Here is an 11,797-nt window from a genome sequence, read left to right as displayed (position 1 = left end):
AGAACAATGAACGAACCTGCCATGAAACAACGACAACGCATTCGCTCGCATCCGCCCGGCAGGCTGTCCGCACTCGTGTTGGCCGCCATGGTGGCCGGCTGCGCCGTAGGCCCCACCTACCAGGTGCCAAGCTCGGCCGCGCCCGCCGGATGGAAAGAGCAGAAGGCCGCCGAAGGCTGGTTGCCCGCCGCACCGGCCGATGCGCTCGACCGCGGCGAATGGTGGAAGCTATTCGGCGACGCCACGCTCGACGAGCTGGCCGCCCGCGTGCAGGTGTCGAACCAGAACATCGCCGCCGCCGTGGCCAACTACGCGCAGGCCCAGGCGCTGGTGCGGGGCGAGCGCGCCGCGCTGTTCCCGACGGTGTCGCTCGACGGCAGCGGCAGGCGAAGCGGCAACGTCGGCAGCACCAGCAATGCGGCCAGCACTTTTTCCGCAACGCTCGGTGTCGACTGGGCGCCCGACGTATGGGGCCGGCTGCGGCAAGCGGTAAGCAGCGCGCAGGCCAATGCCGAGGCCAGCGAGGCCGACCTGGCTTCGGCACGCCTGTCGGCCATCGGCGACCTGGCCACCAACTACTTCTCGCTGCGCGAAACCGATGCCGAGATCGTGCTGCTCGACCAGACCATCGAGGGCTACCAGCGCGCCTTCGAGATCACGAGCAACCGCTACAAGGCCGGCATTGCAGCGCAGACCGACGTGCTGCAGGCGCAGACCCAGCTCGTGAGCGCCCAGGCTGAGCGCGTGGGCCTGCAGCGCACCCGCGCTACGTTGGAGCACGCCATCGCCATGCTGGTGGGCGTGGCGCCTGCAGACTTCAGCCTGCCCGCGGCGCAGTGGACGCCCACGGTGCCGGGCATTCCGACCGGCGTGCCGTCGACGCTGCTGCAGCGCCGGCCCGACATCGCGGCGGCCGAGCGCGCGGTGGCGGCGGCCAATGCGCAGATCGGCATTGCGCGCTCGGCGTACTTTCCGAACTTCGGGCTCAGCGCCTCGGTGGGCGGCAACGCAAGCCGCGTGAAAGACCTGTTCAACGCATCCAACACGCTCTGGGCGCTCGGCTTGTCGGTCGCTCAGGTGGTTTTCGACGCGGGCGCCATCGGTGCGAGCGTCGATTCGGCCAAGGCGGGCCACGAAGCCAGCGTGGCGCGTTACCGGCAAACGGTGCTCTCCGCTTTCCAGGCCGTGGAAGACCAGCTGACCACCGGTGCCGCGCTGGCGCAGCAGGAAGGCCTGCGGCGCGAAGCCTCGGCCGCGGCCGACAAGACCGAGCAGCAGCTGCTCAACCGCTATCGCGCGGGCCAGGTCAGCTACACCGAGGTGGTCACTGCGCAGGCAGCCGCGTTGAACGCACGCCGCACGCTGGTGCAGCTGCTTGTAAATCGCCAGACCGCCGCAGTGGCGCTCATTCAAGCCCTTGGCGGCGGCTGGCAGGCTGGGGCAACGTAATCAACGTGCCTTCAGTGCGCGTGACGGTCCATCGACCCGCCCAGGTAGTCCTTGTCGGTCACAAGCACCCAGAGTGCAAGCACCAGGATGGCCGCGGACACGAGCACTGCGTTGACCATCGCGTTCTCGACAGTGGCAAAGCCGAGCACCCAGGGGGATACGGCCAGCCAGATGGCGAGCGCGCCTTCGGTCCACTCTTCCCAGGCGCGCGGAACCAGGGTTGCCCCCAACGCCAGGGCGCCCAGTGCGATGCCGGTCACTACCGTGCTCCACATCGCGAAGGTCACGTCCTGGAAACCTAGGACCCAGGGCGAGACGACCAGCCACACACCCAGAACGATGTTGACCGGGTCTTGCCAGTGTTTCACTTGCTTCATGGTCATTACCTCCTGTCGCAACACAAAGCGGCGACTGCTGTTTGACCGTGCGGTTTTGATCGGGTTCCGCAATGCGGCACCGCAGCATGCGATTGGTCGGCCGTACCTAGTTTTCTAGTTGCCGCGCGCCACCGGCGGCACCAGGTACGCGCCCGACTCGAACAGCTGCGCCTCCGCTTGGTCGATGCGCCGGATCACCGGCTTGCCCGCCCGGCTTGCAAGCAGTTCGACCAGCGCCTCGGTCACGGCCACGCCGGCCGCCACCGAGGGAAAAACGAGGGGCTGTTGATCGTGAAGAGCAGTGTTTCGTCCGCCAGCAGCGACAGCGGCGAAGCCATGCTATCGGTAATGGCAACGATGCGGCAGCCCGCCGCCTTGGCCGCTTCTGCCACCTGCAGCGCCTCGCGCGAGTAGGGCATGAAGCTGGCCACCACCAGCGCATCGCCCTTGGCAAAGGCGCGCTGCTGCATTTCGAGCGAGCCGCCTTGGCCGTCTACCAGGTGCACGCTGGCGCGAAAGAGCCGGTACACATAGACGAACGAGAACGCGATCGGAAAGCAGGCCCTGAACCCTGCCGCGTGCACCGCGGGCGCCTTCTCGATCAATGCGCAGGCCTTCTGCAGCGCCTGCTCGCTTTGCTGGTGCGTGGCCTCCAGGTTGCGGCGCTGCACTTCGAACATCTCGCCCGTGAGGCTCCTGTCCTGCGCGCGGCCGATGAGCTGCTTGGCGCGCCCGCCGTAAGTTTCGGTGCCCAGGCCCATGTCGCCGGCAAAGGCTTCCTTCAGCTGCGGCCAGCCCGCATAGCCAGAACGGCACGGTCGACATCGAGTGCGGCTCCACCACCAACCTGGTCGAGCGCCAGAAGCAGGTGGCGTTCTCGCCCGACATCTTTCGCTACAACGTGCGCATGCTGGTCAAGGCCGATTCAGGCATCAAGAGCATTGCCGACCTGCAGGGCAAGACGGTGGCCACCACCACCGGCACCACCTCGTTCCGCCTGCTGCGCGAGGCGGACAAGGGCCGCAACCTCGAAGTGAACAACCTCGGCGGCAAGGACCACAGCGATTCGTCCTGCTGGTGGAAAGCGGCAGGGCGCAGGCCTTTGTGCTCGACGACATCCTGCTGGCCGGCCAGATCGCGAACGCGCGCAACCCGAAGGACTTTGTCATTGCCGGCGAGAGCCTGCGCACCGAGAACCAGTCGCTCACGTTCCGCAAGGACGACCCGGCCTTCAAGGCGCTGGTCGACCGCGTGGTGTCGGGCATGATGAAGTCGGGCGAAATGGAAAAGCTCTACAACAAGTGGTTCATGTCGCCCATTCCGCCCAAGGGCATCAACATCAACTACCCGCTCAACGCCGAGACGAAGGAGGCCTTTGCCAATCCGTCGTCCAAGGGCATCTGACAGCCGCTCCCGCATGACCCGCATCGCCCTGATCCACGCGCTTTCGCATTCGGTTGCGCCCATCAACGCCGCCTTCGAGCGCGACTGGCCCGAGGCCGAGCGCATGAACCTGCTGGACGACAGCCTCTCGGCCGACCTGGCACGCGGCGGCCGGGGGCTCGACGCTGCGATGCACGAGCGCTTTCAGCGGCTCGCGCAGTATGCGGTCGACACCGGCGCGCGGGGCATTCTCTTCACCTGCTCGGCCTTCGGCCCATGCATCGAGGCAGTAGCAAAGCGGCACGCGGGCATTCCGGTGCTCAAGCCCAACGAGGCGATGGTGGCCGAGGCCGTGCAGGCGCAAGGCGAAAGGCAGGGCCGGCTCGGCCTCATTGCGACCTTCGCAGCCACGCTGGCGTCGATGCCGCCCGAGTTTCCGCCCGGCTTCGATTTGGAGCCCGCCTTGGCCGAAGGCGCGCTCGACGCGCTGAATGCCGGCGACACCACGCGGCACGACGCCCTGATTGCCGCGCAGGCAAAGGCCCTGCGCGAGCGCGGCTGCACGCGCATTGCACTGGCGCAGTTCAGCATGGCGCGCGCGCGTGCCGCTTGCGAGCAGGCCAGCGGCCTGCCGGTATTGACCACGGTCGATAGCGCCGTGCGGGCACTGCGGCTGCGCTCGGGCCGCGGCTCCTGACAAAAGCCCGCAGCCGCACGGGGCCGCCTGAACCCGGCCTGACTCGATGCCTCGCCATAATTGGCGCTCTTTAAAGGAGTAAGCGTGGACATCGTTTTGCTGGTGAAGGCCGCTGTCATGGGCATCGTCGAGGGGCTGACAGAATTTCTGCCGATCTCGTCGACCGGGCATCTGATTCTTGCGGGCTCGCTGCTCGGCTTCGACGATGCCAAGGCCAAGGTGTTCGACATTGCCATTCAGACGGGCGCGATCTTCGCGGTGATCCTGGTGTACTGGCAAAAGATCCACTCCACCGTGGTGGCGCTGCCGCGGCAGCCCAAGGCCAGGCGCCTGGCCATCAACGTGGTGATCGGTTTTCTGCCCGCGGTGGTGCTGGGCCTCATCTTCGGCAAGATGATCAAGGCGCACCTCTTCACCCCCGTGGTGGTGGCCAGCACCTTCATCATCGGCGGCTTCATCATTCTCTGGGCCGAAAAGCGGCCGCCGGGTTCGGTGCGCATCGAGCACGTCGACGACATGACGACGTGGGACGCCCTCAAGGTCGGCCTGGTGCAGTGCTTCGCGATGATTCCGGGCACCAGCCGCAGCGGCTCGACCATCATCGGCGGCATGCTGCTGGGCCTCTCGCGCCAGGCGGCCACCGATTTTTCGTTCTTCCTTGCCATTCCGACGCTCATCGGCGCCGGGGCCTACAGCCTCTACAAGGAGCGCGCGCTGCTGTCGATGGCCGACATTCCGCTGTTCTCGGTGGGGCTGGTGTTCTCGTTTTTGAGCGCGTGGCTCTGCGTGCGCTGGCTGCTGCGGTACATCAGCACGCACAACTTCATTCCCTTTGCTTGGTACCGCATCGCCTTTGGCATTGTGGTGCTGGCCACGGCATGGACCGGCTTGGTGGTCTGGGCGGAGTAAGCCTCAGCGCGAAAAGGAATCTTTGCCGCCCGCGTGCGCCGCTTCGGCCCGCGAGCCGAGCGCCAGTTTCCTGTAGATGCCCTTGGTGCGGCACTCCAACACCAATTTGGGCGCCGAAAGCGTTTCGGCAATGTCGCTGTAGCTGCGCCCTTGCACCACCAGTTCGAGCATCTTGCGTTCGCGCAGCGACAGCGTCGTGTCCGAATCATCGGCCGGCGAATCGGCCGCGTGGCTCGAGTCCCATGCCAGGATGCGCCGCGCAATGGCTGCGTCGATCGGCGCGCCGCCTTGCTCGATGCTGCGCAGGCCGATGCTGAGCTCGAGATCGTCGCGCTCCTTCAGCAGGTAGGCCACCGCGCCAGCGCGCAGCGCTGAAAAAATGGTTTCGTCGGTGCGCGTTGCGGAAACCGCGACGGCGGGCACTTTCGGTTGGTGGGCGTGCAGCCAGTCGATGAGTTCGATCCCGCTGCCGTCTGGCAAGCCGATGTCCACAAGAGCCACACCGAAGCGCTGGCTCTCGAGCAGTTGCATGGCCGTCTCACCGCTCTCGGTCCAGACGATCTGGGGCTCGTCGCATCCGAGCGTCGACAGGATGTAGCGAAAACGTTCCTGCATCGACGGATCGTTCTCGACGACGAGCGTCGGACTCAGAGAAACGGCTTCAACGGCTTCCGGGTAGGAAGTTGACATTTGCTCGACATTTTGAAGCTGGGGCCGATGAACTGGGACGTTTTTACTTATTTTCAGCCATTGTTACCGATGATTGCAATTTGTATCGCCCCGTTTATCCCGTCTTGACAGGCATGCGCAACGTGAGCTGAGTGGCACCTGGGCGAGACTCCAGCCGAAGCTCGGCGCCCAGCCTGCGGGCGCGTGCGTGCAGGCTGCGCAGCCCCGAGCCGCCGCCCTTGGCAGCGTCTGCCACGACAAAGCCCTGGCCGTCGTCGCGCACGTCCAGTTGCAGGTCGGCGCCGGCGCAGGTTACGGCTACGTCCACACGCCGGCCGCCGCTGTGCTTGAGGGTGTTCGTCAGCGCCTCCTGCAAAAAGCGCAGCAAGTCGAGGCTTTGCGAGGGCGGCAGCTCCAGCGTGTCGATGCCTGACACCTGCCACCGGCAGTCGATGCCGTTGGCGTCGAGCAGCTGCGAAGTGCGATGCCGCAGCGGCACCAGCAGCTCGCCGAACGCGCGTGCGCCGTCGTGCCGGCCCGTGGCGTCGATGATGAGCCGCAAGTCGTCGCGCAGGCTCTTGAGCATGGCGAGCAGGGCCGGTGCCGAAAGCTCCTCGGGCCTGCGCTCGAGCGTTGCGATGCTGCCGACCAGCATGCCGCCCAGGCCATCGTGCAGGTCGCTCGCAAGATTGACGCGCTCGCCGATGCGCGCATGCGCGAGCTCCAGCGCGTGCTGCTGCGCAAGCGTGGCGGCCAGTTCCGACTTGGCGGCGTTCACTTCCTCGATCAGCTCGGTGTTGAAGTTCTCGATGCGCTTCAGGCTGCTCACGAAGCGGCCGGCCTGCGTCAGCGCCATGCCCAGCAGCAAGCCGTAAGAGGACATGGTCGTGTAGTAGATGTTGCTGTCGATCACCTGGGTGAACACCAGCAGGTCGTGCGCGCCGGTTGCCGCCGACAGTGCCATGAAGGGCGCAAGCGAGCGCATGGGGCTGCCCCGGTGCCGCGCGGCGTGAACCAGCGAGGCGCTGTTCACGGCAATGATCGTGAGGCCGCCCACCAGCGTCCACAGGGCGCGGTGAGTGACCAGGTTCGCGGAGCCGGCAAGCCACAGGTCGAGCACGCCGGCCACCGCGACCAGCAGCGCAAAGCCTTCCAGGCGCGGCATGCGGTGTTCGCAGAAGCGCAGCGCAAAAACGGCATAAGACACGCTGAACAGAAGCAGCAGCGAGGTGTTCGACGCCTGCCAGCTGTGGTTGCTCGCAAAAGGCCAGGGGCTGGTCGCGATCTGGTTGTAGCCGAACAGCAGCCACAGCACCGACATGAGCGCGAACCAGCCATAGGCCGTTTCGCGCCGCCGCAATAGCCACAGCGCAGCGAAGAAGGCCGACACCGCCGCGCTCACCGCCAGGCCGAGCATCTGGAGATCGCGGCGCAAGAGGCGCTCATGCCCGTATGACGCCTGCATGGCCGCCGGCGGACCGAGGCTGACCGGACCGAGCCCTGCCTGATAGGCCGAAAGGCCCGAAACCCGTATCAGCAGCGTGTTGCGGCCCTCGCGCAGCAGCGGCGGCGCCAGCAGCCAGTAGCGCGGGCTGTTCCAGGCCCGCGTCAGCGGTTCGACGAGGCTTTCGTCGCGCCAGATGGGGGTGCCGTTGAGCGACACCGCACCGGCCATGTTGAGGTAGTGCAGCAGCAGGCCGGTTTCGGCAACGTGCGCGGGCTGGTTCCAGGTCAACCGGTACCAGACCACGCCATCGAAGCCGGGCCAGCGCGCGGCCCAGCTGTCGGGCAGGGTGACGGGCGTCCAGTCGCTGGAGGGCGGCGCGGTCTGGTCCCAACCGCTGCCACGCACGGCTTCGACGTACAGCTCAGGGGAAGGCTGCGCCAGCACCTTTCCGGCAATCAAGAGAAGAAGGAGGAAGAAACAGACGCCGATCGGCGCAACAAGCCATGCCGCGAGGCTTGGGCGCGCGGCCCGCGAGGGAGATCGTTCGTATGGCAATTACCAGCTTTCGGGGATGGCTTGGTCGAAATCGGAAATACACACTTCGTCTTACTTGTTTTATTTGCTTTCAAGAAAGATGTCTATGCCCACACGAATTCACACCGGCGGCTTCTTGGGCGGCTGGTACACGGCGCGGTGCCTGTCTGTGGTCGCGTTGCTGGCAGGAGGGAACGTCTACGCGGCCGGATTTGTCGACGGCTCCGCGGGCAATGCCGGGCCCGAAACCATCAACGGAACGGCGGGAACGGGAGGCGCTGCGGCCAGTGTTTCGGGAGACGGGGCCACCGCACTTGGTGCGGGCGGCGATGGCGGCTTGGGAACGGCCGGTGGCACCGGCGGCACGGGCGGAGCAGGGGCCAGCGCAACTGCGAACGGCGCAACGGCTGTGGGCGGTGGTGGCACTGGCGGCGAAGGCGTCGCCGGGGGAACGGGAGGCACGGGAGGACGTGGCGCGCAAGCCTCGGCGGGCGGTGCGATTGCGCTCGGTGCGGGAGGCACAGCCCTCGCGGCGTGTTGCGGCAACACCGGACCGGCAGGTGGCAGCGGCGCGCAGGCTTCGGGCACTTCCGCGATAGCCATCGGGAGCGCTTCAGGCACCAGCCAAGGCGCCGTGGCATCCGGCAGCGGCAGCACTGCGATCGGCGGCGCCAACGGCGGCGCGTCGGGCGCGGCCGCATTGGCCACGGGCAGCGTGGCGATGGGTTCCGGCAGCCGGGTTGCAAGCGGCGCGAACGGCAGCGTGGCCATCGGCGCGAATTCTGTCGCCACGGCGGCCAACACGGTGTCTTTCGGGACCGCGGGCCAGACGCGTGGCCTGGTCAACGTGAGCGCCGGAGCGGTGACCGCCGCAAGCACCGATGCAGTCAACGGCAGCCAGCTGTACACCGTGCAGCAGACAGCCAACACGGCGGCATCCGCAGCCGCGGCCGCACAAGGCACGGCCGACTCCGCACTCGGCCTGGCGCAGAACTCGGCGCAGTACGGCGCGGGTGGCACATCGCTGCAACTCAATGCGAATGGCGGCGCCGGCACGACCATCAGCAACGTCGGCGCAGGCCAGGTGGCAACCGATGCTGCCAATGTCGGCCAGGTACAGCAGGCCCAGCAGACCGCCATCACCACGGCAAACAACTTCACCGTCCAGCAGGTCACCGCATTGCAGGCCTTGATGAACCAGGCACTGTCCAGCGGGGTCTGCGCGGTGGGAGCGGGCGGCGCCGTGGCCTGCGGGCCTGGGGCGGGCGCGAGCGGTGCCGGCAGCACGTCGATGGGCACCAATGCACAGGCCAATGGCCAGGACACCGTCGCCGTCGGCAACGGCGCACAAGCCAGCCATGCGGGTTCGGTAGCCATTGGTGCCGGCGCCAGGGCGCTGGCAGACCCCACCACGGCCGTCGGCAACAACGCGGTGGCCACAGGCAACAACGCCGTGGCGCTGGGGGCCAACACGCTGGCAGCGGGCAGCAACGCGGTCGCGCTGGGGCAGGGTTCGGTGGCGGAACGCGACAACACCGTGTCGGTGGGCAACGCCGCCACCGGTCTGTTGCGCAGCATTGCGAATGTCGCGCCCGGCCTGCTGGGCACCGATGCCGTCAACGTCAACCAGCTGCAGCAGGCGGTGAGCAACGCGACCAGCCAGGCCAACGCCTTTGCAGCGCAAGGCGTTGCGGCCGCACTGGCCATGCCTTCGATGCCGACCTTGGCCGTGGGCAAGAAATGGATGGGGGCCGCCATGGGCAACTACGCCGGAGCTTCGGCCGTCGGCTTTGCTTTTGGCTATCAGGTCAGCGACAACTTCAACCTGGGGCTGGGTGTTTCCACCGCAACCAGCAGCGGCAGCGGCAACCGCGTCGCCGCTCGCGTGCAGGCGGGTTACGCCTGGTAAGCCGCGGAGAGAATAAAAAAGCCGGCGCCGCTCACTGCAGCAAGCCGTGCCTGCGGGCCTGGTAGACAGCCTCGGTGCGTGAGTTGACGGCCAGCTTGCGGTAGATGTTCTTGGTGTGGCATTCAACCGTCAGCCTGGAGATCGACAGCGACTCGGCCATGCTCCGGTTGCTGAACCCTTGCGCCACCAGTTCCAGAATCTTTTGCTCCCGCGGTGTCAGCGCCACGGGAAGCGGGGCCGGCGCATCGGCCGCCACCGCCGGCAAAGCCAGCTGCGTTGCCAGCCAAGCGAGGATATGGCGTGCAATGGCCGGGTCGATCGGCGCGCCGCCTTGTTCGATGCTGCGCAGCGCAATGCTGAGCTCGAGGTCGTCGCGCTCCTTCAGCAGGTAGCCGATGGCGCCGGCTCGCAGCGCCGCAAAAATGGTTTCTTCAGTGCGCCAGGCTGAAATCACCACCGCAGGCACCTTGGGATGGGCCGCCTGCATCCAGCCGATGAGTTCGACCCCGCTGCCGTCCGGCAGGCCGATGTCGACCAGCGCGACCCCAAAGCTCTGTGTGCGAAGCAGTTCCTTTGCCGAGGCAATGCTCTCCGCCCAGGCGATCTGCGGCCCACCGTAGCCGAGCATGGCCAACACGCGGGCCAGGCGCTCGCGCATTGCGGGGTCGTCTTCGACAACCAGCGAAGGGTTCAGGGAGACCGCTTCGATCACTGCCGATTGCGAGGAAGGCATGGGGCTCCAATCAGTCCAGCAGATTGCGCAGCGCGGCCTCGACGGCCGCTGCAGTGGCCAGCGGCTTTTCCATGGGAAACAGGTGCGTGCCGTCGAGCATTGCAATGCGCCCCTTGGTCACCTTCTGGGTCATGGCCATGCCCACCTGCTTCATCTCGGCCGACTGGCGCCCGCCGATAAAGGCCACCTTGCATTTGAGCGGATGGCGGCGCAGCAGGGCGCCCAGGTTGTGGGGCAAGGTGTTGTAGATGGCCGTTTCCACGTTGCGGTCGAAGCTCAGTTCGCGCGTGTCTTCGCTGTCGAATGTGCCGTGGTCGATGTAGTCGTGCAGCACCTGCTCGTCCCACTTGGCAAAGGCCTTCTTGCTGCGGAAGTGCTCGAACACTGCTTCCCGGTGGGCCCAGCTGTTCTTGCGCTTGCGGCTGACGGCACCGGGAGACACGGTCTTCATCAGCGGGGTGCGCTTCACAAGGTTCAGCGTGTTCGCGCGCCAGCCGCCCAGAATCGGCGAGTCGAGCAGCACCACGCCACAGGCGAGCGCCGGATGCAGCGCCGCGCACATCAGGCTCAGAAACCCGCCGAGCGAATGGCCGACCAGAAACACCGGGCCGCCGGCGCGATCGGCGCGCTGCTGGGCAAAGTCGGCCAGCTGCTGCACCAGGTGCGGCCAGTTGTCGGTAACGGGGTACTTCGGGTCGTGCCCGAACTTCTCGATTGCGTCGACCTCGAAGCCGCGATTGCGCAGGCTGTCGAGAACGACGCGGTAGGTGCTAGCCGGAAAGCTGTTGCCGTGCGAGAAGACGATGGGCGGCATCGCCATGGCTGCAGCCGGGCTCAGATGAGCTTTTCGTCGGGCGTGGAAATCTTGCGCAGCGGGCTGTGCCGCGTGGCCGGCATCTTCAGCGGGTGCTCGGTAGCGGAGTCGTCCCACACCGGGTCTTCGATGCTGTCGAACACCTCGCGCAGCTTCTGGCCCCAGCTGTTGTGCATCATGCGGTAGTAAGGGTTGTCGGCGTCGATGCAGATCACGCGGTCTGTCTCGAACTTGTTGGCCTCGTACACCACCAGATCGAGCGGCAGGCCGACGGAAAGGTTCGACTTCATGGTCGAGTCCATCGACACCAGCGCGCACTTGGCGGCTTCGTCGAGCGGGGTTTCGGGCGTGAGCACCCGGTCGAGCACCGGCTTGCCGTATTTCGACTCGCCCACCTGGAAGTAGGGCGTCTCGGTGGTGGCCTCGATGAAGTTGCCGGCCGCATAGACCAGGAACAGGCGCATGCCTTCGCCCTTGACCTGCCCGCCGAAGATGAACGACACGTTGAAGTCGAGCCCCGCATGCTTGAGCGCCTCGGCGTCGCGGTCGTACACGTGGCGCACGGCCGAGCCGAGCACGCGCGCGGCATCGAACATGCTCTTGGCGTTCCAGATGGTGATGGGGTCGCCCTGGGAGCCGTCCTCGCGGGTTTCGCGCAGTTCCTCGATCTGCAGAATTTCGCGCACCGACTGCGAGATGCTCAGGTTGCCCGAAGACAGCAGCACCATGACGCGGTCGCCCGGCTGCTCGTAGACGATCATCTTGCGGAAGGTGCTGATGTGGTCCACCCCCGCATTGGTGCGCGAGTCGGAGAGAAACACCAGTCCGGCGTTGAGTTTGATGCCTACGCAATAAGTCATTTTTTCATCTCGCACG

At 66.4% G+C, this 11,797-nt stretch carries 10 protein-coding genes and 2 pseudogenes; 5 read left to right on the top strand and 7 right to left on the bottom strand.

The features are described 5' to 3' along the window. Positions 1–6: 6 nt before the first annotated feature. Positions 7–1,449, top strand: coding sequence for an efflux transporter outer membrane subunit (locus tag EJI00_RS03745; RefSeq protein WP_126746131.1), 1,443 nt, complete (start codon positions 7–9; stop codon positions 1,447–1,449). 11 nt (positions 1,450–1,460) lie between these two features. Here EJI00_RS03745 and EJI00_RS03740 read toward each other — a convergent pair whose 3' ends face one another. Continuing rightward, on the bottom strand, positions 1,461–1,826 hold the full coding sequence (locus EJI00_RS03740; protein WP_126746130.1) for an SPW repeat protein: 366 nt from the start codon (positions 1,824–1,826) through the stop codon (positions 1,461–1,463). A 114-nt stretch (positions 1,827–1,940) separates the two neighbouring features. Beyond that, positions 1,941–2,632 (bottom strand): annotated as a pseudogene (locus tag EJI00_RS03735) (MurR/RpiR family transcriptional regulator); the annotation flags it as partial. On the opposite strand from EJI00_RS03735, the pseudogene EJI00_RS03730 reads away from it, so the two are divergent. The 3 genes and pseudogenes from EJI00_RS03730 to EJI00_RS03720 all read left to right on the top strand — a co-directional run. Next, a pseudogene (locus tag EJI00_RS03730) lies at positions 2,623–3,230 on the top strand (transporter substrate-binding domain-containing protein); the annotation flags it as partial. The pseudogenes EJI00_RS03735 and EJI00_RS03730 overlap by 10 nt on opposite strands. 13 nt (positions 3,231–3,243) lie before the next feature. Further along, a complete protein-coding gene (locus EJI00_RS03725; protein WP_126746129.1) occupies positions 3,244–3,906 on the top strand; it encodes an aspartate/glutamate racemase family protein in 663 nt (220 codons plus the stop codon). Positions 3,907–3,990: 84 nt separating this feature from the next. Then, the gene (locus EJI00_RS03720) at positions 3,991–4,815 is read left to right on the top strand and encodes an undecaprenyl-diphosphate phosphatase (RefSeq protein WP_126746128.1); all 825 of its coding nucleotides are present in this window, start codon (positions 3,991–3,993) and stop codon (positions 4,813–4,815) included. A gap of 3 nt (positions 4,816–4,818) precedes the next feature. On the opposite strand, the gene EJI00_RS03715 is transcribed toward EJI00_RS03720, so the two are convergent. Beyond that, entirely contained in the window at positions 4,819–5,505 is a 687-nt protein-coding gene (locus EJI00_RS03715) for a response regulator transcription factor (RefSeq protein WP_126746127.1), read from the bottom strand. Between the two features lie 94 nt (positions 5,506–5,599). Continuing rightward, a complete protein-coding gene (locus EJI00_RS03710; protein WP_260590445.1) occupies positions 5,600–7,390 on the bottom strand; it encodes an ATP-binding protein in 1,791 nt (596 codons plus the stop codon). 181 nt (positions 7,391–7,571) lie between these two features. Here EJI00_RS03710 and EJI00_RS03705 point away from each other — a divergent pair, with 181 nt between their 5' ends. Next, positions 7,572–9,374, top strand: coding sequence for a YadA family autotransporter adhesin (locus EJI00_RS03705; protein ID WP_185868060.1), 1,803 nt, complete (start codon positions 7,572–7,574; stop codon positions 9,372–9,374). 31 nt (positions 9,375–9,405) lie between these two features. On the opposite strand, the gene EJI00_RS03700 is transcribed toward EJI00_RS03705, so the two are convergent. Genes EJI00_RS03700 through EJI00_RS03690 form a run of 3 tightly spaced genes read right to left on the bottom strand, consistent with a single transcriptional unit; the run spans position 9,406 to position 11,781 of the window. Beyond that, positions 9,406–10,107: a response regulator transcription factor gene (locus tag EJI00_RS03700; RefSeq protein WP_126746126.1), complete on the bottom strand. Its 702-nt coding sequence runs from the start codon at positions 10,105–10,107 to the stop codon at positions 9,406–9,408. Between the two features lie 10 nt (positions 10,108–10,117). Further along, on the bottom strand, positions 10,118–10,927 hold the full coding sequence (locus tag EJI00_RS03695) for an alpha/beta fold hydrolase (protein WP_185868059.1): 810 nt from the start codon (positions 10,925–10,927) through the stop codon (positions 10,118–10,120). Between the two features lie 14 nt (positions 10,928–10,941). Further along, positions 10,942–11,781, bottom strand: a complete 840-nt coding sequence (locus EJI00_RS03690; RefSeq protein WP_126746125.1) for a proteasome-type protease — start codon at positions 11,779–11,781, stop codon at positions 10,942–10,944. Positions 11,782–11,797 lie beyond the last annotated feature (16 nt).

Origin of the sequence: Variovorax sp. DXTD-1, from assembly GCF_003984625.1 — a bacterium.
Taxonomy (GTDB): domain Bacteria; phylum Pseudomonadota; class Gammaproteobacteria; order Burkholderiales; family Burkholderiaceae_C; genus Variovorax.
The sequence above is the reverse complement of the archived record's forward strand: the minus strand, read 5'-3'. Positions and strand labels throughout refer to the sequence as shown.

Bases quoted from the DNA above. Each gene is read 5' to 3' on its own strand.
- EJI00_RS03700 (WP_126746126.1), bottom strand. From the start codon at position 10,107: ATGCCTTCCTCGCAATCGGCAGTGATCGAAGCGGTCTCCCTGAACCCT.
- EJI00_RS03695 (WP_185868059.1), bottom strand. From the start codon at position 10,927: ATGGCGATGCCGCCCATCGTCTTCTCGCACGGCAACAGCTTTCCGGCT.
- EJI00_RS03705 (WP_185868060.1), top strand. From the start codon at position 7,572: ATGCCCACACGAATTCACACCGGCGGCTTCTTGGGCGGCTGGTACACG.
- EJI00_RS03740 (WP_126746130.1), bottom strand. From the start codon at position 1,826: ATGAAGCAAGTGAAACACTGGCAAGACCCGGTCAACATCGTTCTGGGT.
- EJI00_RS03690 (WP_126746125.1), bottom strand. From the start codon at position 11,781: ATGACTTATTGCGTAGGCATCAAACTCAACGCCGGACTGGTGTTTCTC.
- EJI00_RS03745 (WP_126746131.1), top strand. From the start codon at position 7: ATGAACGAACCTGCCATGAAACAACGACAACGCATTCGCTCGCATCCG.
- EJI00_RS03715 (WP_126746127.1), bottom strand. From the start codon at position 5,505: ATGTCAACTTCCTACCCGGAAGCCGTTGAAGCCGTTTCTCTGAGTCCG.
- EJI00_RS03725 (WP_126746129.1), top strand. From the start codon at position 3,244: ATGACCCGCATCGCCCTGATCCACGCGCTTTCGCATTCGGTTGCGCCC.